This window comes from Jutongia huaianensis (genome assembly GCF_014384985.1).
GTDB classification, from domain to species: domain Bacteria; phylum Bacillota; class Clostridia; order Lachnospirales; family Lachnospiraceae; genus Jutongia; species Jutongia huaianensis.
The window spans coordinates 34,770-55,799 of the sequence record NZ_JACRSX010000011.1 but is presented as its reverse complement, the minus strand read 5'-3'; the positions used below and the strand labels follow the sequence as shown (position 1 = coordinate 55,799).

Annotated in this window: 16 protein-coding genes and 2 tRNA genes; 2 read left to right on the top strand and 16 right to left on the bottom strand. The window is 45.1% G+C overall.

Going from position 1 to position 21,030, the window contains the following annotated elements:
• Positions 1–199: 199 nt before the first annotated feature.
• The gene (locus H8704_RS08855) at positions 200–1,066 is read left to right on the top strand and encodes an AraC family transcriptional regulator (RefSeq protein ID WP_118679689.1); all 867 of its coding nucleotides are present in this window, start codon (positions 200–202) and stop codon (positions 1,064–1,066) included.
• Between the two features lie 16 nt (positions 1,067–1,082).
• Here H8704_RS08855 and H8704_RS08850 read toward each other — a convergent pair whose 3' ends face one another.
• The 16 genes from H8704_RS08850 to H8704_RS08775 form a co-directional block, all read right to left on the bottom strand.
• Positions 1,083–2,516 carry an ABC transporter permease gene (locus tag H8704_RS08850; RefSeq protein WP_249298021.1) on the bottom strand — a complete coding sequence of 478 codons (1,434 nt, stop codon included), beginning with the start codon at positions 2,514–2,516 and terminating at the stop codon, positions 1,083–1,085.
• Positions 2,503–4,323, bottom strand: a complete 1,821-nt coding sequence (locus H8704_RS08845; RefSeq protein WP_249298020.1) for a COG1361 S-layer family protein — start codon at positions 4,321–4,323, stop codon at positions 2,503–2,505. The genes H8704_RS08850 and H8704_RS08845 overlap by 14 nt, the downstream gene beginning before the upstream one ends.
• Before the next feature lie 44 nt (positions 4,324–4,367).
• On the bottom strand, positions 4,368–5,090 hold the full coding sequence (locus H8704_RS08840; RefSeq protein ID WP_022465345.1) for an ABC transporter ATP-binding protein: 723 nt from the start codon (positions 5,088–5,090) through the stop codon (positions 4,368–4,370).
• Between the two features lie 226 nt (positions 5,091–5,316).
• Positions 5,317–6,291 (bottom strand): leucine-rich repeat domain-containing protein, encoded by a 975-nt coding sequence (locus H8704_RS08835; protein ID WP_249298019.1) that lies wholly within the window; start codon positions 6,289–6,291, stop codon positions 5,317–5,319.
• Positions 6,292–6,417: 126 nt separating this feature from the next.
• Positions 6,418–8,316, bottom strand: a complete 1,899-nt coding sequence (locus H8704_RS08830) for a GGDEF domain-containing protein (RefSeq protein WP_249298018.1) — start codon at positions 8,314–8,316, stop codon at positions 6,418–6,420.
• A gap of 35 nt (positions 8,317–8,351) precedes the next feature.
• Positions 8,352–8,657 (bottom strand): hypothetical protein, encoded by a 306-nt coding sequence (locus H8704_RS08825; protein WP_249298016.1) that lies wholly within the window; start codon positions 8,655–8,657, stop codon positions 8,352–8,354.
• Positions 8,658–8,675: 18 nt separating this feature from the next.
• Positions 8,676–9,248, bottom strand: a complete 573-nt coding sequence (locus H8704_RS08820; protein WP_249298015.1) for an RNA polymerase sigma factor — start codon at positions 9,246–9,248, stop codon at positions 8,676–8,678.
• Between the two features lie 93 nt (positions 9,249–9,341).
• Positions 9,342–12,026, bottom strand: coding sequence for a CotH kinase family protein (locus H8704_RS08815; RefSeq protein ID WP_249298013.1), 2,685 nt, complete (start codon positions 12,024–12,026; stop codon positions 9,342–9,344).
• A gap of 324 nt (positions 12,027–12,350) precedes the next feature.
• Positions 12,351–13,700: a glucose-6-phosphate isomerase gene (locus H8704_RS08810; protein ID WP_022465351.1), complete on the bottom strand. Its 1,350-nt coding sequence runs from the start codon at positions 13,698–13,700 to the stop codon at positions 12,351–12,353.
• Positions 13,701–13,818: 118 nt separating this feature from the next.
• Positions 13,819–15,165 (bottom strand): replicative DNA helicase, encoded by a 1,347-nt coding sequence (gene dnaB, locus H8704_RS08805; RefSeq protein ID WP_022465352.1) that lies wholly within the window; start codon positions 15,163–15,165, stop codon positions 13,819–13,821.
• Between the two features lie 23 nt (positions 15,166–15,188).
• Positions 15,189–15,638 (bottom strand): 50S ribosomal protein L9, encoded by a 450-nt coding sequence (rplI, locus tag H8704_RS08800; RefSeq protein ID WP_022465353.1) that lies wholly within the window; start codon positions 15,636–15,638, stop codon positions 15,189–15,191.
• A 12-nt stretch (positions 15,639–15,650) separates the two neighbouring features.
• Positions 15,651–17,708: a DHH family phosphoesterase gene (locus H8704_RS08795; RefSeq protein ID WP_249298012.1), complete on the bottom strand. Its 2,058-nt coding sequence runs from the start codon at positions 17,706–17,708 to the stop codon at positions 15,651–15,653.
• Positions 17,709–17,915: 207 nt separating this feature from the next.
• Positions 17,916–18,776: a class I SAM-dependent methyltransferase gene (locus tag H8704_RS08790; RefSeq protein WP_118679667.1), complete on the bottom strand. Its 861-nt coding sequence runs from the start codon at positions 18,774–18,776 to the stop codon at positions 17,916–17,918.
• A gap of 66 nt (positions 18,777–18,842) precedes the next feature.
• On the bottom strand, positions 18,843–19,457 hold the full coding sequence (ispF, locus tag H8704_RS08785; RefSeq protein ID WP_249298011.1) for a 2-C-methyl-D-erythritol 2,4-cyclodiphosphate synthase: 615 nt from the start codon (positions 19,455–19,457) through the stop codon (positions 18,843–18,845).
• A 186-nt stretch (positions 19,458–19,643) separates the two neighbouring features.
• Positions 19,644–19,717 (bottom strand) — tRNA-Met (locus H8704_RS08780).
• Between the two features lie 28 nt (positions 19,718–19,745).
• Positions 19,746–19,818: transfer RNA gene (locus H8704_RS08775), tRNA-Val, on the bottom strand.
• Positions 19,819–19,981: 163 nt separating this feature from the next.
• Here H8704_RS08775 and H8704_RS08770 point away from each other — a divergent pair.
• Complete coding sequence (locus H8704_RS08770; protein WP_249298010.1) at positions 19,982–20,848, top strand: VanZ family protein; 867 nt, start codon at positions 19,982–19,984, stop codon at positions 20,846–20,848.
• Positions 20,849–21,030: the final 182 nt, after the last annotated feature.

Sequence of the window (21,030 nt, the reverse complement as noted above, 5' to 3'; positions counted from 1 at the left end):
CTTTCCTCACATCATATAATAATCCGCCACTATTATCTTACATTCCGACCCGGTGGTCAATAGATTTTACATACCTTTTTCATAACAAATTTTTATCTCAGACTTTTCATCCTTCCACAGCTGCGCTATACTATCAACACAGAATAATCGCTATTTGGGCACCACATCAATTTTCTCTTCGAAAGGAATGGTTATAAATATGAATTATAATAATGATCAGGAAATCTCCTCTTTTCACAAACATCTGAAAACCGGATATCTTAACAGCAATTTTAAATTCTTTCATCTCAAAGATAATACCCGAAAGGATTTTCCCTTTCATTATCATGATTTCAACAAAATCCTACTCTTCCTTCAGGGAGATGTCAATTATACCATCGAAGGAAAAAGCTATGAACTCCAGCCTTTTGATCTGGTTCTTGTCCGCGCCGGGGAGCTTCACCGGCCGGTCATACATTCAGAGTCTGCCTATGAACGGATCATCTTATACCTTTCCCCGGAATTTATTGCACAATATAGCGGGGAGAGCTATGATCTGGAAAAATGCTTCACCCTTGCTGCCGATGCTTCTGCCCATGTTCTGCGGATCCCTTATTTCAAGGGAAGTGCCCTGTATCAAACCATAAAGGCGCTGGAAAATTCCTATGAACACCCGGAGGAGTATGCACAGGAGCTTTCCCAGCGCCTTTTATTCTTACAATTTATGATCCATCTGAACCGCGTTGCCATCTCCGATAATCTGGAGTTTTTGGAAACAAGCACCTCCAACACCAAGATTCTGGAATGTCTCGACTATATCAACACACATCTGCAGGAAAAGCTCACGGCAGACGTGCTGGCAGATCGATTTTTTGTCAGCAAATATTATCTGATGCATTCTTTCAAAGAAGAAACCGGCAGAAGTATGGGATCATATATCACCACCAAGCGCCTGCTTCTCGCCAGACAATACATCTCCGGAGGAATGCCCTCCACCCAGGCCTGCTACGAATGTGGCTTTCACAATTACTCCACCTTCTACCGCGCCTGGAAAAAGTTATTCGGCACCTCCCCAAAGCAAAATTAACGTTAGAGAAACGACTTTATTCGGTGTGTATCGCCGCCAATGGACTCAGCTTCATGGCACGTCGTGCCGGAAAATATCCGGCAACCATACCCATCAATGTAGAGAATGCTACTGCCGCCAACGCTAACCACCACGGTATCAAAGAAATATTTCCTCCAATCCCTTCCATACCGGCCGAGAAATGATTGATCAGCGACGACACACCACAGCTCAAGAGAAGCCCCACTATACCTCCGATCAGCCCAATGAATCCGGCCTCAGCCAGAAACAGCTTCTGGATATCTCTCATATCACAGCCCAGCACCTTCATAACACCGATCTCTTTGGTTCTCTCGTAGGTGGACATCATCATGGTGTTGGCAATGCCAATTGCCGCTACCAGAAATGCAACCATACCGATACCGCCAAGTACCAGCTCCACGATCTGAAGACTCTTCTGTGCGGAATCGATCAACTCTTTGTTGCTGTTTGCAAAAAATCCCATATCCTGAATACTCTTCATGACATCTTCTACATTGTCTGCCTGATCCACTTCTACTACAATCGTCGTATAAACCCACTCGTTTAACGGCTTTCCGTTTGGCTTTGGCTGTCCCGGTATCTTGCCCTTTCCAAAGTTCTTGGTCAGATAGCTTTTCAGATCATCGAGGTTTACCAGGAGGCTCTGGCTGTAATTATTGTACTCCTCCAGACCTCCTGCCATAATCCCCGTGATCTTAATCCGGAAATTCAGCATGGAATTATCCTCCGCCGGCTGCGCAGCTGCATCGTCCCCGGCAGAATCACTGTCTCCGTCTCCGGAGGAATCCTCCGTGGAAGCATCGGTGGAAGCGGTCTGATCCACCGTCTCGGACTCAGCTGCATCATTATACACCTGCAGCTGATGGATCTGCGTCATCAGATCGATTGGCGGAAGCTCCCCGGTAGAATAATAATCTACATACTCGTCCCCCTGCACATAACCAAATCCGGTAAGCAGCTGATTGCCACCAAGCACCTGAAGCGTGCCGGAGTTTCCTGCTTTCGGAACCTCCCCCTTGTCTAACTCCTGAGAATCTAACATACTCTGATCCACACCGATCATATTGGCATAGCCGCTGTAACGGCCACTCTTCATCGTTCCGTCAAATGTAAGCTGCGGTGATACGGACTTGACATGCTCCATTCCCTGAAACATTTCCATGTTGGACTCTGTCAACATCGTGGAAGTATCCGTCTGGCTGCCGGAGGAATCAGAGTCCATCCCTCCTCCCGGGCTCACATTGATCTGTGTCACCGAACCCATACTTTCATACTGCTCCATCATCTGCTGTTTCATTCCAAACGCAAGAGAGAGCATAGCAACAATGGATGTAGTGCCAATCAGTACACCAAGCACCGTCAGGATTGTCCGCAGCTTTCTGCGCCACAGATTTCCAAGACTCATGCTCATGAGATCATAGAAGCTCATCGTCCATCAACTCCTCTTCTTTTTTCTTGCGTTTCTTTTTCACAATAATACGCACCACTATGATCACAACCACCAAAGCAGCTACACCGATTCCGATTTTGGCTGCCAACGGAAGACCTTTCTTCGTCTGCGTTTCATCCATGCCATCATCAGCAGGCATATCAGCATCCCCCATATCCTCGGATACAAACACATTTGTCTTTTCTGTATACTTTTTGGTCTGTCCGGAAGCATTCTCATATTTAACAATGATCGTGCATTCTCCATCACTGTCATCCGGGGTTGCCTGATCACCGTTTAATGTCACAGTTGCATATCCTGTTGCTCCGGCGGCAATATTTCCCACAAAAGATTTCTCACAGGAGATTTCCTTTCCTTTACAGATAACAGAGACATTATTTAACGCTCCACCCCCCAGATTGTTAATAGAGAAGGACAGGTCACCTGTGCCACCTACGCTGAGCATATCCGGCGGTGTAACCTCCGTCAGACTGATGCGGTCCTTCTGTACTACTGGAATAGAAACATGATCCTCTGCATTATAGCCACTTGCTTTACCATCCTCATACTCTGTCTTGACCGTAACCTGGTAAGACTTTGAGCTAAGGCTTGCTGCCGCTTTCATCCAGAAGGATACCTTTGCTGTGGACTTTGCTGCGATACTGTCCAGATATGCCGTGCTTGCACCGCTGAGTGGCAGAAATTCTCCGTTTTCCGTGGACATTGTCAGTTTGATATTATGTACTGTCTGGCTTGCATTATTGCGAAGCTCCAGTGTCAGAAGGAATTTGGCATTTGGATGAACCGTTTTGACATCTGTGGTAAAACCTGACACCATCACACGCGGGGTACTTGTTTTTCCCTTTGCGTTTGTTTTCTCCTTGGCCTTTCCCTTCAACTCCACATTAACGGTTTTGTCTTCTGTTACATCCTGACCGTTTTTGACATATCCGATCCGGAATACAACCCCCTGATATCCTGTAGATACATTGTTTTTTACTTTAAAATGATAGCTGCAGGACAAGCTTTTCGTGCCGCCGGAACGAACGACCTTGTATGCGTCCGTGGTACTCTCAAACGGAAAATTATTGTCAATCACAGGCACTACACTTTTAATTTTGTAATTCCGGCTGCTTGCAGTAAATGCCACACTGCAGCTTCCGCCATAAACACCATAAGGATCATTTTTCATTTTCAGGGAAATATCTGCATCCTTTGCCGTTTCCTGCTTATCTGCCGGCTTTTCGGTTGCCTTTGGTTTCCCTGTGATCTTGACATTGATACTCTTATTCAGAGAATACTCGCTGTCATATGCCTTCACAACTCCATCCGCAGACTTCCTGGTATATACCACGGTAAACCCTGCCATATAATATGCCGTTTCCAGATTGTCCTTTGCATGGAATGTATAGCTGCAGTTTACAGAGCCTCCATTGCCGTTTGTAACACGATATGCTTCGTTATCCATTACAAACGGGAAACTGTCATCGAGTACCGGATAAATCTTTTCAATGCTTTCTATGTCATAATGCTTTTTATTGTTTTTATTGCCGGTCACGGTAAAGGATACTTTAACCTTTCCCCCTGCTTTACTGCCGGACACGCTTACATTGGATAAACTGATATCTGCGCTGTTGCCAGTCATCATCTCGCTCTGGAGACTGTCATCTCCCTGCTGGCCGCCTGTGATTCCCTGATCATTCCCCTCACCGGCTGCCCATACATTTTTTGTATTTTGTACCGGCACCATACTTGTCACCATTGCCAGACTCAGCAATGCCGCTATCCATAATTTTTTCTTTTTCAAAATCTTATCCTCCATTTTCTGAATGATTTCGGACTTTCTTTTCATCATTCCTGTACATTTTCCACAATTTTGCCATCCTTGATGCGGATCTGTCTGTCAGCCAGAGCTGCCAGATCATTGTCATGTGTAACCATCACCAGAGTTTTGCCTCTCTCGCTAAGCACATGGCGCATCAGCTCCATCATCTCTGCAGATGTATTGGAATCAAGATTACCTGTCGGCTCATCTGCAAATACAATACTTGGATTCAGCACGAGAGCTCTCGCCATACCCACACGCTGCTGCTGCCCACCGGACATCTGATTTGGCTTATGTAAGCGGTATTTCTTCAGACCAACCAGATCGATCATCTTCTGCGCCCGCTTCATGCGGACATTTTTGGAGATGCCCCGAAATACCAATGGCAATGCTACATTTTCTACTGCATTCATAGTCGGGATCAGGTTAAAAGACTGAAAAATAAATCCCACCTTTTCCCTGCGAAACTGTACCAGCCGATTCTCCTTGTACTTATCAATACGTTCCCCTGCTACCATGATCTGTCCTTTTGTAGGCTTTTCCAGTCCGGCAAGCATGTTAAGCAATGTAGATTTTCCGGAGCCTGATGTACCTACAATGGCACAAAATTCTCCCTCATACACCTGGAAACTGACACCATTCAGCGCCCGTACTTCATTTTTGCCAATGGGATATATCTTATAAAGATCCCTGACGTCAATGACGCATTTGCGCGATTCCCCTTTATTACTTGTTTCCGGTTTTTCCAAGGTTCCCCCTCCTTTCTGAAATTTCTGTGTGTATTCCCTGTAATGTTTCCCCAGCTATCCACAGTACTTTTACAGAATACCATATATTTTTTTCACAATCTTTAAGATATTCTTAAATTTTCGAAAATATATCCTTATTTTGTTACAAAAAAATTCACAGACCACCGTTTCGTCACGATAGTCTGTGAGTTTTCATTTTATATTATTTTGTTATATGAGAGGATCATTAGTATACATAAATCTTTAATTTCGAAGCCTTTGCTCCCAGCAACAGGGAACGATATGTATTCTTCTTGCCGGAAGGAACTACTACATAGCAACCTGACTTTACATATCGGAATGCATTGCTGTTAATGGTATTGATCTTCTTTGAATTAATGATCACTGCTTTCAGCTTTTTACAATTCTGGAACGCTTTTTCCCCTATAAATGTAGTCTTGGCCGGAATGGTCACCTTTCGAAGAGATTTGCAGCCTGCAAATGCAAATTTTTTGATTTTTGTAACACCGCTTCCAATCGTAAGTGATTTCAGAGAAGTCATTCCCTGGAATGCCCGCTTGCCAATATAAGTCACATTCTTTCCCACCTTGACGGAAGTAAGCTTTGTATTGTCTTTAAATGATTTCTCATTAATTCCGCTGACAACATAATCCACTCCCTGCCATGTTACAGAAGCCGGAATTGTTACACTGGTCTTGGTCTTTCCATCCACACTGAGACCTCTTACCTTAACTGCCGCCTTTACGTTTCCTGCTGCTTCCGCAGTAATGCTGTAAACAAAATTGCCTGCTGTAAATCTCTCGCCCACCTTTAATGCTCCATTTGTTGCAATTGCTGCCGGACTTGTTGTGGTAACCGCTGCCGGAGTTACTGTGGCTGCCGGAGTGTTCACCGGTGTCTGTGCCGGTGTCTGTGCCGGTGCCTCTGTCGCAGCAGCCGGTGTCTTTTCCGGCTGATCTGTTTCTGCCGGTGTCCCGCTTTCCTGCTCCGGTGTTTTCGTCTCCTGTGAAGCATCCGGTGTTTTCACTGCATCCTCCGGTACAGTGGTTACCTCCGGTGTCCCCGTGCTGTCAGCTTCCGTTTGGACTGCTGCAGCTGTACTGTTACTTACTGCTGCTGCCTTTTGAGGTGCTGCCTCCATACCAAGTCCGGTAAAAACCATAGAAAAACTTAATATCATTGCCATTGTTTTTTTCTTCATGTCAATTCCTCCATTCGTATATGAAATATTTGATAGGACATATACTACTAGCCTCATATGTCAACTTTTCGGCGGAATTGTGTCAGATTCCGGCTTTTTTCTCGTCAGGAAAATGGCAGATTTCCTTTATGATATCCGGGTTGTTTTTTTGCGTGCTTTTACCTGATATAAAAGCTTGTCTGCCTCTGTTACCATCTCCTCCAGAGACTGCACCTCTGCTGCCGGATGCACACAGTATCCGCAGCTGCATGACACCTCATAAGGCCATGAGTTCCGTTCGTTGTACTCTTCTAAATACTCCTCCACTCTTTGTATAAAGGCTCCTGCATCCCCTTCCCTTTCTGCAATGCCAAAGACCAGATACTCATCTCCACCACTTCGGATACAGACCTCACGCCGCTCCGATGCCTGCCGCATAGCATTGGCCACCTGAACGATCGCATTGTCTCCCGCATCATGTCCATAGGTATCATTAATCTTCTTTAAGCCATCCAGATCCAGCTCTATACACATAACAAATTTGTTATCACGCTTTGCGACCTTCATAATCTTTTCCACAAAACGTCTCATACCAAAACGGTTATACAACTTTGTCAGTTCATCACGTACATACATACTGTCCAATTTATCTACCAGCGTATCCTTTTCCTTGAGAAGACACAGATCAATGATGGCACTGTTCATAACTGTCAGCATAGCATAAACCATCGACGCCTCCTGCATACAGTATTTGGCCGATATCCACAGATATCCTACGGTTCTCTGATTGAGATAAAGGGGCACAAACGACAGTCTTATACCTTCCTTCCCCTGCAGATCAAGAGGCGGCAGAATATCCGGATAAAATACCGGTTCCATTTCCAACGGCTTTCCCTTCCGGCATTTGACCAGTGTCATATTCTGAGAATAGCCGTGAACCCTTTTGCTTCTTTTGATCCCCTGCGTAATAATGTCATCACAAATACAAAAATTAAAAGCATCCCATTCAAAGAAATCCAAATAAGAACATATTACCTCCAGCATATTCTCCACAGACTTTTTTTCGGACACATCTCTCCAAAGCTCCGTAATGTGATGAATAAACATATCCCGTCTGGTAATATCCCGAAGCTTCTCCTGATTGATCCGATTAAGATCCAGTTTGGTATGCTTCGTACAGCCACAACTTTGATTCAGTACCAGATGTGCCGGTACAAGACTGTTCAAAGGAACCTCTTTCCCTTCCCAAAGCTGTTCCAAAAAATGGACAGCCTGTGTTCCCGATTCAAACAATGAACGTTCCACCGATGAGATAGACGGCTGATACTCGGATGCCTCTTTGGTATGATCAAACCCTGTAACGATTACATCCTCCGGTACCCGATAACCATGATCATTTAAATACTTTATGACAAACATCGCCATAGTGTCATTTGCGCATACAAAAGCATCCGGCATATCGTGGCTGCTGAGATATTCTCTAACCACATCAACTGATTTTAAGTAGAACTGGCCATATCCGATATTTTCCTGTCGAAACGGAATGCCTTCTTCCTCAAGTGCACTTCGATATGCCTCTTCACGATCCTCAGACTCCTTATTTCCCTTGAATCCGGATATAAAATAAATATTCCGGCAATGATGTGTCCGAATTAAATGAAGAACCATTTTCTTCATGCCAACGGTATCATTGTATCCAATCTGATAACAGCCATCATAGGTATCATTTACATCAATTACCGGCACCCCGGCTCTGGCTGCATTACCTATGATCTTCTTCATCATATCGGAGCGCAAAACCTCCCCCAATATGATTATGCCATCAAACATTCTGTAATCCGGAACCGCATAAATAGCTCCCTCTCCGGAAACAACCTCATCCGACAGTTCTCCATGCTCATATGCCGGTTTTTTCATAAGACTGTGAAAAATTAATACATTATAATCTTTGTCTGTTGCTTCTTTTAATACCGCCTTGGTAATGATACCCTCCTGAAGGATATCATCCCCTTCCAAAAACAGTCCGATCGTCTTACGTGTCCTCATTCGTAATCTCCATTTCCCACTTAGTATTATATCATTTACAAAAGTAACAACGCCAATATTATAATAATTATAACATATATCAGCACCACTGCAAGACATCTTCTCTGACGCTGTCTTTTCTTTCTGACCTGTTCCAGTTTACGACTCATATTTTCCGGGCGCAGACTCTCCGGCGTACTTAAACTTTCACCGGCAGCAAGGATCATTTCTTCTACTTCCTTTAAAGACTGCTCCTCAACAAGCGGTTCCTGTCCCGACCGATGCTGCATATGATATTTGGGGGGCAGAATACCATGAATTCGATGAGATGCCAGCCGTTCCATTTCATTTTCTTCTTTCATGTTATTGACATCCCCCTTTCACGGATCCAGTTTTTTTCTCATTTTCATCAATGCCCGCCGATATTTTGAACGAAGAGTACTCGCTCCTATCCCCAGGCTCTCTGCAATTTCTTCACCCCGGTATCCTGCCAGCAGAAAAGAATTGACAATATACCGCTCCTCATCCGTAAGAACCGCAAATGCATCCCGGACCCACTCCCGGTCCGTTGCCTCCTTCTCTAAATCCTTTCCGTCACTGATATCCGGATCTTTATCCTGCTTTGTCTCGCCCCCAAAGCTCCTGCTGTGGTGTTTGTTTCTCTCCGCATAGGATTTGAGTTTTTTCCTGCATTTATTGGATAATATTTTAAAAAGCCATTGCCGAAAACGATAAACATCCCTCAGCCTGCCGATGGACTCATATGCTGCCACAATGGTATCTGCCACAACATCTTCCGCATCCTGTTTGTGATGCAGCATATAACATGCATACGCATACAATTCATGATAAAAAAGCTGATACAGCTCCATAAAAGCATCCTGACTTCCCTTTTGGGCCATCCGCACGGCATCTGCTATCTTTTCCGCATCTTTCTCCGATGCTGCTCCCATACCGCTAACCATACCTTTCCAGATCTTTATATTGTTATATCGGATAAAGACAGGGCTTCCTTTAAGAAAGCCCCGTCTTTTTATTCTTTCTTTTTATTTTATGATCATTGTTTTTTTCGCAAATCCCGTTTTCTTTTCGAACAGCTTCTGATATGCTTTTTTCTTTCCCTTCGGACAGATAATCTGTACCTTTTTATGGACACCCCGGATTGCATTTTTCCCTACCTTCTTTAACCTGACAGATCGAATTGTGATTTTTTTCAGGCTGCTGCAGCCCCGGAATGCATCCTGACCTATGGCCACAACATTTTTTCCGATCGTTATCTTTTTTAATTTGGATAATCCCTGAAATGTCCCTTTTTCTATTTCTGATACTCTCAATGATTTTCCATTAATTTTCTCCACATCCCTGATAACGACAGACGTCTGATTTTTCAATGCAGTCTGATTTTCCTTCTGATAGCACAGAGTATTATCTGATTTCAGAAGATATATTCCCGTTTTTGTCTCATATTTCGTGGAAACTGCCTTCCCTGCTTCATCTGTTTTTTTGATCACAATAGTGCCATCCGCCAGTTTTTCTTTTTTGACAGAAGTACTCTTTGGTGTTTCAGATGGTGCCGTTGTCTGTACCGGTGCCACACTCGGCTGTACCGGCGCAGCCGATGGACTGCCTGTCGGCAATGCCGGAGTCTCTGTCACCTCAGCAGAGGCAGTTGGCACAGCCGTGTCCGTTGGTTTCGGAGATGGCGTGCTGTCCGCTGTATACTGCTTCCGGATATAGCTTGAGATCTTCGCCACCTGCTTGTCCCGTCCATTCAGAAAATTTCTGATGGCCTTTAGTGTTCCATATGCATTTCCTCCATCTCCGTTAACCGCTTTATCCGCTGTCATCCCGCTGTTTGTCGGAAAACGGTCAAAAAACTGCTGCAGGATTGGCTGATATACTCCTTGAAACAGATCAGCCCGTTCAATGGCACGGTTATACTCAAACATTCCGGTGGAAAAGCTTTCAAGACGGGCAATAAACTTCTCCCGAAACGCCTCATTGGTCATCATCAGCGCGAAACATCTTACATGTGGTTTGTCGTGATTTACACTGTCCGGATCGGCTGTTCCTGTCTGAAGAAGCCCCGAAGCCTTTATGGCATTTCCGCTTTTATCATCGGAACCGCTGATTCCGCCAAACTCCACATCATACACCATAAAACGCCACTTACCATCGGCATACGGATTTGTTTCATCCGTAACGGTAGATTTCCACATAGACCAGTTTTTGCCCGGCCAGTCCCATTTATTGTTGATCCATACCTCAGTCGCAAAGTAATCTATAATGGAATCCTCATCTACCATCGCAGCAAGCTCATCATAATCCTTCTGATCACTGACATCCTTATGAGTACTCATAAAGCTCTCCAGATCCTTCAGATAATAATCCTCGTCGGTGACACCCTCCGGCAGATCTCCTTCGTCCAGTTTATAGCCCAGAGGCTGGATTGCTTCTGCGTCGCCTTTATAGATCACCACGTTATCCTTATTGACACCGTGTTTATTTTCCATAAATGCACCACAGAAATCATCCTGAAGAATATAAACACCCCAGTACTCTCCATTCAGATATACGACACACGGACGGGCACTCTGGTTATCACAATCAATCTCCTGAAGCAGCGACTGCCAGTAGGAATCAGAAAACTTCGTAGTGAATGCACAGTTTCCGCCATTTCGGAGGACAATCTTTTTATATTTGTTAATTACATTACCCTGATCATCTACTGCATTGTCCCAAAAATCGTACTTGAAGTTTTTCTTTCCATATTCATCTCTGGCATAAAGACGAAAACTCTTCTGGTAATCTGATCTGGAATAATTTCCCTGAATGCGGATACCGCAATCCTGCTGAAGTTTACATTTCGTTTTGGTTCCATCACTCTCAAAATAATCAATATGAGTCTTTCTTTCCCAATTTCTGCCCTTCTGCTTGTAGTTTGCATCCAGGCCGCGGCAGGTGTCAGAAGCATTCCAGTCATTAATGGTTTTTCCTGCTGCAAGATATTCCTTCAACGCATTTTCAAAAGTATCTCCCTTGACATAGATTCCCTTGGTAGAATCAAACAGATCGTCTGCATCCATACTGATAGACATAACCGCCAGATTCTTTCCTGCCGCCTCACAGCTCTCGCTGATGCCATCAATATGCTCTGCCATATCCCCCACAAAATAGGTATTGGTAAATACTGCCGAATATGTACCATCGGCATGCTGTGCTGCCGCTTTGATCACGGTACATTTGTCCACTGCTTCCTTCGATGGTTTCTGAACGGTGCTTTCAAAGTTTTTCCCATCCTTTGATGCCGTTACGTTGACACTGTCAAACAAAACGGGATCAATTGCAGACAAAACATTTTCATCATTCGACCGGTCTGCAATCGCAATCCCGCCATCCTGATATAAAATTCTGTTTTTATTGTCAGGGTCTGACGGGTCACTTCCATCCGTCGTATAGTAGAGTGCTGTATCTCCCTCTGTACCACTCAGCTCCAGCTGAAACGCATCTCCATAGGTACCGCTTGCTTTGGAAAAGGTGACCTCAGCTGCCGCTGTATCATCTTTTGCTTTTTGTTTTACTACGCCTTGAACTGCCTCTGATCTTTCAGATGCCTTTGCCTGCTGCATTGAAATACTACGTACCGTCGCATGTCCAGACGACGGAGCCATACTGATCGTCATACTGACCGCCGCAATCACAGCAACGAGTTTTTTCCCTGTTTTTCTCATGGATAATCTCCTTTCTGATATGCCGTATTTTCTGTTTCGTCCCGTCCCTGTTACTGATACCTTATTTTACCATCTGAAACTTCTTTATGAATACATTATTTTTCTTAGCCATTTTCTCTATTAATTCTAGACCTTTCGATAAGTGGAAAAACTAGATTGTACAATTCTATTCGAAGTCTTATAAAACACTCCTAAAAAGTAAAACAAAAAAGGGAACCTCTACGTTACGTAGCATTTTCCTATACCCTAAAAAAGGATGCCACCATATAAGTGACATCCTTTCGATTTATCGACATTCACATATTCACTATGAATTACAATCATTTACAGTCTCTTCATCAGAGCCTCTCTCTGCTCCTCAAATCCCGGCTTGCCAAGAAGAGCAAACATGTTCTTTTTGTAGCTCTCTACACCCGGCTGGTTAAATGGATTTACTCCAAGAATATAACCACTGAGACCACATGCGAACTCATAGAAGTAGAATAACTGTCCCAGATAGAACTCATTCTGCTCCGGCACCTTTACGACAAGGTTTGGTACATTTCCATCCGTATGGGCAAGCTGTGTACCCTTCATCGCACTCTTATTGATGAAATCAAGTGTCTTTCCAGCAAGATAATTCAGACCGTCAAGATCAACATCCTCCTTCTGGATCGTCAGATCAAATGCAGGCTTCTCTAACTCCATCACTGTCTCGAACATAATACGGCTTCCGTCCTGAATAAACTGACCCATGGAATGAAGATCTGTGGTAAGATCCACGGATGCCGGGAACAGACCCTTCTGATCCTTTCCTTCACTCTCTCCAAAGAGCTGCTTCCACCACTCTGCCACATAGTGGAAGATCGGCTCGTAGTTGCAAAGGATCTCTACTGACTTACCCTTGCGGAGAAGAATATTACGAACTGCCGCATACTTCATAGAATCGTTCTCTGCGAAGTCCTTGTTCAGACATACCTCACGCATAGAAGCAGCACCTTCCATCAGCTTTGTGATGTCTGCACCGCTGACAGCGATCGGAAGAAGACCTACTGCTGTGAGTACAGAGAAACGTCCTCCGACATCATCAGGTACTACAAATGTCTCATAACCTTCCTCTGTGGCAAGACTCTTGAGTGCACCCTTTGCCTTATCTGTGGTTGCATAGATTCTCTTTGCAGCCTCCTCCTTGCCGTACTTCTTTTCCAGCATCTCCTTGAAGATACGGAATGCAACAGCAGGCTCTGTGGTTGTACCTGACTTACTGATAATATTTACTGAGAAATCTCTGTCACCAATGACATCGATCAACTGAGACAGATAAGTTCCGCTCAGGTTATTTCCACAATAATAGATCTCCGGTGTCTTACGGATCTCTTTGGATACATTATTGTAAAAGCTGTGACGTAAGAACTCAATTGCAGCTCTTGCTCCAAGATAAGAACCGCCGATACCGATTACAAGAAGTACCTCTGAATCAGACTGGATCTTCTGTGCTGCCTTCTGAATTCTTGCAAACTCCTCCTTATCGTAATCAACCGGAAGGTCGATCCATCCAAGGAAATCATTACCTGCGCCACTCTTCCCTACTAATACGTCCTTTGCGTCCTTTGTGATCTTCTCCATTGCCTTCATCTCATCCTCTGAGATAACGCCGGCAGTCAGAGAATAATCAAACTTTACCTGTTCAGCCATTTCTCTCTTTCCTCCATTCGTTACTAAGGTTTACACCGTGTTACATTCTACTCGTTTCGCGTCTGCAAATCAAGTATCTTTGGCAAATTTAGATATTTTTAATAGAAAAATGTCGTTTCTATTGTTCATTTTCCCTTTCCAAATTACCAAACTTTGTATATTGAGCAAGCCATGCCAGCTCTACTGTGCCGGTAGGACCACTTCTCTGTTTTGCAATGATCAGCTCTGCCTGACCCTTTTTTTCGGAATCCGGTTTGTAATACTCCTCGCGGTACAGAAACATAACCATATCCGCATCCTGCTCGATGGCTCCGGACTCACGCAGATCGGAAAGCATCGGTTTTTTGTCCGGTCTCTGCTCCACTGCACGGGAGAGCTGCGACAATGCGATCACCGGCACATTGAGATCTCTCGCCATAACCTTCAATGCACGGGAAATATCAGAAATCTCCTGCTGGCGGCTGTCGCCTCTGCGCTTGCCGCCACCACTCATTAACTGCAGATAGTCAATGATCACCAGATCAAGTCCCTTTTCCATCTTAAGACGCCGGCACTTGGAATGGATCTCAGACGCAGTAATGCCGGAACTGTCATCGATCACCAGGTTGGAATTACCGAGACGGCGCACACTGTCTACCAGCTTGCCCCAGTCCTCATCCTCCAGATTACCGGTACGGATCTTCTGGGAGTCCACCTTGGAGTTCATGGAAAGCATACGCTTTACCAGCTGCTCCTTGCTCATCTCCAGACTGAACATTGCGATCGTGCTCTGACTGTGAAGTGCGATATATTCTGCCAGATTCAATACAAATGCTGTCTTACCCATGGCAGGACGTGCTGCGATCAGGATCAGGTCTGACGGCTGCAAACCGGCTGTCTTGTAATCCAGATCACGAAATCCCGTCTGCAGTCCGGTAATATGCCCCTGCTGCTTTGCCGCTGTCTCAATACTATCCAATGTCCGGATCACCACATCACGGATATTTTCAAACTCCCCGGAGTTTCTCCGCTGCACTACATCATAAACTTTCTTCTCGGCATCCTCCAGAATGTCCTCCAGCGGATGCTTGTCCAGATAGCAGTTACCGGTAATGGATTCCGTCACCTTGATCAGACTCCGCAGTACGGATTTCTCCTGTACGATCTTAACATAATGCCGGACGTTTGCAGAGGTTGGTACACTGTTGATCAGATCTCCAATATATTCTACACTTGTAAGCTCTGGCGGAATCTCCATTTCCCGCAGCTTTGCCTGAATTGTGACCAGATCGGCTCCAATTCCCTGCTGATGCATTTCCACCAACGCAGCAAAGATCACACCATACTGGCCATTATAAAAATCCTCTTTCTGAAGCTGCTCGGAAGCAATCTGTACCGCATCCTGATCCATCATCATAGATCCGATCACTGCCCGCTCTGCTTCATCATTATGAGGCGGTATTCTTTTAAATACAGCTTCGTCCATGTTTCAAGTCCTCTCTGCCCTGACTACTTTGTCTCCTGCACAATTACCTTCAGACTTCCCAAAACCTTCGGGTGAAGCTTGATCGGCAAATCAAAGATTCCCGGACTCTTGATCGGCTCCGGAAGCACCATCTTTTTCTTGTCCAGCTCATAACCGAGCTGTTCTTTTGCGGCTGCAGCAAGCTCCTTGGTAGAAACGGAACCAAAACTTCTTCCGCCGCTTCCTGTCTTGATGGAAACAGTAATGGATTTCTCCTTTAACTCCTCCGCAAACGCCTTTGCGTCATCTAATTTTTCCTGCGCAACCTTTTCCTCATGCTTCTTCTGAAGCTTGAGATCGTTCTTATTCTTTGCTGTTGCTTCAATGCCTAATTTCTTTTTGAACAGGAAATTCTTGGCATAGCCGTCACTGACATTGACCAGCTCTCCCTTTTTTCCTAATGCCTTTACATCTGCTAATAAAATAACTTCCATCTGTCTTACCTCCTATTGTGTAATGTCCCCATCAGCAATCATCTGGTCGATCATCTGACGCAGCTTTTCCTCTGCCTCCTGTACCGTGCAGTCTTTAAGCTGCGCTCCCGCCATATTGATATGACCACCGCCGCCCAGTTTCTCCATCATGACCTGTACATTAACCTCATCGATGGATCTGGCACTGATATATATCTTATCATTATAATTTGTCAATACAAAGGACGCTTTCACCCCGCTGATATCCAGCAGCTCATTAGCAATCTTTGCCGCCAGAACAGTCGGACTGTCTGTGCCCTCTGCCTTACTCTCCGTAATGGCATAGCTGTCCAGATACAGATTGGTTGCCTCAATGGCAGCCGCCTTGATCCGGTACTCACCCATATTTTCCCGAAATGCCTTCCGAAGACGGATCACATCCACACCATTCCGGCGCAGATACGCCATTGCTTCAAAGGTACGCACGCCTGTCTTATCTGTGAAATTGTTGGTGTCAATCATAATACCGGCATAAAGAGCCTCCGCCTCTGCCGGCTTCAGCTTGAGACCATTCCCGATATACTGTGAGATCTCAGAAACCATCTCACTGGCTGAGGACGCATATGGCTCAATATAAAACAGCACCGCCTGGGAAATAGCATCTCCCGCCTGTCTGTGGTGATCAATAACCACAACAGACTGTGCCTGATCCACCAGCTCCGGACATTCTGTATAATCTGCTTTGTTCACGTCTACGATCACAAGCAGGGCATTTTCATCCACAAGCTTCTGAGCCTCTGCCCGGTTGACGATCATATCCTCCTCGTAATCTCCATTATAAAAGCGGTCGCACAACGGCTTGACGGAAGGACTGCACTGATCCAGAACCACGTAAGCCTTTCGCTCCAGTGTCTTGGCAATACGGTAAACTCCCACAGATGCACCGAAGGAATCGGCATCTCCAATGGAATGTCCCATCACAACCACACGCTCCTTGCTCTCGATCAATTCCTTCAACGCATGAGCCTTCACACGGGCTTTTACACGGGTATTCCGCTCCGCTGTGACGCGCTTTCCTCCGTAGAATTCCTCGCTGTCACTTCCCTTAATAACCGCTTGGTCACCGCCACGGCCAAGAGCCAGATCGATCGCTGCTCTGGCATTGTCATACAGCTCTGTATATGTCTCCGACCCGGTACCAATACCGATGGATATAGTACAGGTCTGGTCATTTCCTATATTGATCGCACGAACCTCTTCCAGAATAGAAAATCTTGACTCCTTCAGAGCCTGCAAATGCTCCTGTTTGAATACAAATAAGAATTTATCTTTCTCCAGCTTCTTGGAGATCGCATCAATCCCCTGCATATACTTGTTGATCTTCCGATCGATCAGTGCCATCAAAAGAGACTGGCGCACCTCATCAATACTTGCCACTGTCTCTTCATAATTATCAATATATAAAAGACCAACTGTCAGCTTCTCTGCGGCGATGGTCTCCTCTAACTTCACCATCTCCGTCTCATCATAAAGGAACATGACAATAATGCTCTGATCATCAATGAACTGATCTAACTCCAGATCATCCGAAAAATCATCCACCAATGCCGCATCAATCTGGCGAAGAACTGCGCGGTATGTCTGATCCTCTCTGGTCACACGGAGAACAACATCCCCTTGCGCCGCCTCCGGCAGCTTATCCAGTGTGATCTCCGGAAAAATATTGGCAATGTTTCGTCTGGCTGCCTTTTTGTTGACTGCCACACTTAAAAATTCATCATTGCCCCACAGCAGATGACCCTCTACATTTAATACGGCAAAAGGTACTGCCATTTCCTTCATCATCTTCATCTGAAGTCTGCCGTAGCTCTGGGCAAACTGGATCAGATCCTGCTGAAGCTTTTTACGCCCGGTCATGCGAAGCATCATGGCAAACACCAAATAAGCCAGCGTGTAGCCTGCCACACAATATCCGGCTTTATGATTTACCATATAAATCTGAATCGTTGCAACCGCCCACAAAAGCGACAACGTCATCGGCCATCTCAGATATGTCTTTAGATTGCCGGTTAATTTTACCTGATGATTCATGCTCTAAGACCTCTTTTTCACGTTTCCATTAACCGTATAAGTATATCATTTCCCGTAGGTACAGTCAATTATATATAGGATGTAGTCCTTTTTCTTTCTCAACCCGCAAACTTTGGACCACAGGCACAAAGTTGCAGTATGAAATTTTTCACTTATATAAAGCATAGCACTCCTTAGCGGCGTATTTCGCCGCTTTAGGAGTACTCTTTATATTGTCCAACGTCCCGAAGCGCCACATGGAAGCACCAGCCCATTAGAGCTGACCGGTAATCCGATCTCCTCCGCCTCTACATGACCTCCCACTTTTGAGACCAGCGCTGTCTCCAGCATATATTTCAACACAGCCGGCTGTAATCCCGTCGTGTAGGAATTCACCAGGAAAAACAGAGGCTGATCCGAAAGGATCCGGGTACACAGCTCAATAAACGGAAAAATCTTCTCCTCGATCTTCCAGATCTCGCCCTTTGGACCTCTGCCATAGGATGGCGGATCCATAATGATTCCGTCATAATGATTGCCCCGGCGGATCTCTCTCTCCACAAACTTCACACAATCATCCACCAGCCAGCGGATTGGCCGGTCAGACAATCCGGAAAGCTCTGCATTTTCCTTTGCCCATGTAACCATTCCCTTGGAGGCATCCACATGAGTAACGCTTGCCCCGGCCTCTGCTGCCGCCAGCGTTGCGCCACCGGTATAAGCAAACAGATTAAGTACCTTCACCCGTCGTCCGGCATGACGGATCTTATCCCCGAACCAATCCCAGTTTACTGCCTGCTCCGGGAATAATCCCGTATGCTTAAATTTGAAGGGCTGCAAACCAAATGTCAGGTTTTTGTAGGAAATCTGCCATGTCTTTGGCAGGTCAAAAAACTCCCATTCTCCGCCGCCACGATTACTTCTATGATAATGAGCGTTGAGCTTACGCCAGTTTTTATTTTTCTTCGGTGTATCCCAGATCACCTGTGGGTCCGGACGAAGCAGGATATAATCCCCCCATCGCTCCAGCTTCTCTCCCCCGGAGGTATCAATCACTTCATAATCTTTCCAATCGTTTGCTATCCACATAATAATCCCACATTCCTTTCACTCTAATCTCCTTTTCGGAGTAACTTAAAATCACTGTTTCTCTTATCATTCTACATCAGTAGTACTCTTAACATTCTGACACGACGCTGCCGACGGACATGCCCCGCAGCCCCCACTGCAGCCTGCCGGTGCCGACGGAATATCACCGGATGTTACATCCACCGAAGAAACCAAACCGGCCTTATCATAAATAGGCTCCAGACAACAGATTGCATGGGACGAAATTCCTGCGCCCTCCCCGGTAAATCCAAGTCCTTCCTCTGTGGTTGCTTTCACATTGACCTGATTTATTTGAATCCCAAGAGTCTTTGCGATATTTTCCCGCATAGCATCAATATAATCTCTCATTTTGGGTCTCTGTGCGATGATCGTGGCATCGATATTTTCAACCAAATACCCCTCCCCCTCAATAAGCTCTCCTACATGCTGCAGAAGTTTTAAGCTGTCTGCTCCTTTGTATTCCGGATCCGTGTCCGGAAAATGCTTCCCGATATCTCCCAGTGCCGCAGCTCCAAGGAGTGCATCCATGATCGCATGAAGCAGTACATCCGCATCTGAATGACCATCCAATCCCTTCTCATAAGGAATCTTTACGCCCCCTATGATCAGATCCCGTCCCTCCGCGAGACGATGAACATCATAACCCATTCCTACTCTCATATATATAAATTCCTTTCTTTTCTGCCATATTAGAATCTCTCACAATCATATCATTCCCGGAGGATAAATTCAATGGGGCTGCACACACGAATCTAATCGCGTGGCGGCCCCATCTTTTTGTTTCTTATTTATAAAACAAAAAAAGACATCTATCAAAAGATAAATGCCTTTTAGACAAAAAAATAATAGCGAGAGGGAGATTCGAACTCCCGACACCACGGGTATGAACCGTGTGCTCTAGCCAACTGAGCTATCTCGCCATATATAACCGATGAAAAACTCATCGAATGGGACCTACAGGGCTCGAACCTGTGACCCTCTGCTTGTAAGGCAGATGCTCTCCCAGCTGAGCTAAGATCCCTTTCGTCTGCGCCGTCCGTTTCACGCGACTTGTATAATATACCAAACTCTTTTATATATGTCAATACCTAATTTTAATTTTTTTCGTCTACTTTACTATGGAACATTCTCATAAAATCTGCTATGATATCTTATGTAGTTTTAAAGTACAGGGGGATATCATTATGAACAATCGCGCCGTCAATATCAGCAGTCTTGTGATTCTGCTCAGTCTTGTAAGCTTTATCGCAGAGGCCTGCCTTTATTATCTGATCAATTATCACTGGGTCAGCATTTTATTTGCTGTACTCTTTTCCGTCGGGCTTTCCCACTTCTGTCTGGAGTCATCGCTGAATTATGGATACAGCTTTCTTCATGCTGCATTTATGGTAACGATCACTTTTATCTTTTCTACCGTAATTTATCTGATCCAGCCAAACCAGTGGATTCACTATGATTTTTCCATGGTCGTACTTGTTCTCGTAAACTGGATCACTCCGTTTATTTACTGCAATATCCGCGATATGATGGACCGTGGACCTCGTTTTGATGGTTTTCACTTATTCTTCCAGAGAATGAGTATTCTTTTCATTGTATTTTTCCTGTTTGTCGTGGTCAAGCAGTATTTTCTGACACCGATCACTCCACCTTATCAGGAGCTGCCATTTGGTGCCCATAATTTCGTTCCGATGATGACGACCGCATCTTATATTGAATTTGCGATCAACAGCCATACTTCACTGTTTCCTCTTTTCTGCTATATTGCAGAGATGATCGCACTTGGTGTTCCAATCGGCTTTTTTGTACGGATCTACGGAGCAAAACTTCCATTTTTCCTGAGACTGGCGATCTATGCCGGTATTCCGATCATTTTGGAGCTTTTGCAGGAGCTTACGGGTCGTGGCTGGGGCGACATTGATGATGTTACCATGAGCCTTTTAGGAGTACTCATCGGTGTGATCCTGTTCTATCTTCTAAACGGTCTGTCACAGTCCGTCTCCAACCGGGAGTATATGATGAGCCGCAACCAGACATCTAACTACTTTTCATAAAAACGGTCACAGATCGCCCGCCCATAAAAAATGCCGGTCCGGCGTACAAGCTCGCTTGTATCAGCCGACCGGTATTTTTATGGGCAGGTGATTAGCCTGACTTTCCTGTAATGACAAGTATAGCGTAAACTAAATGCCTGTCACTTTGACGCAGGATGATTTTATCAGATGCAAGGCGGAGG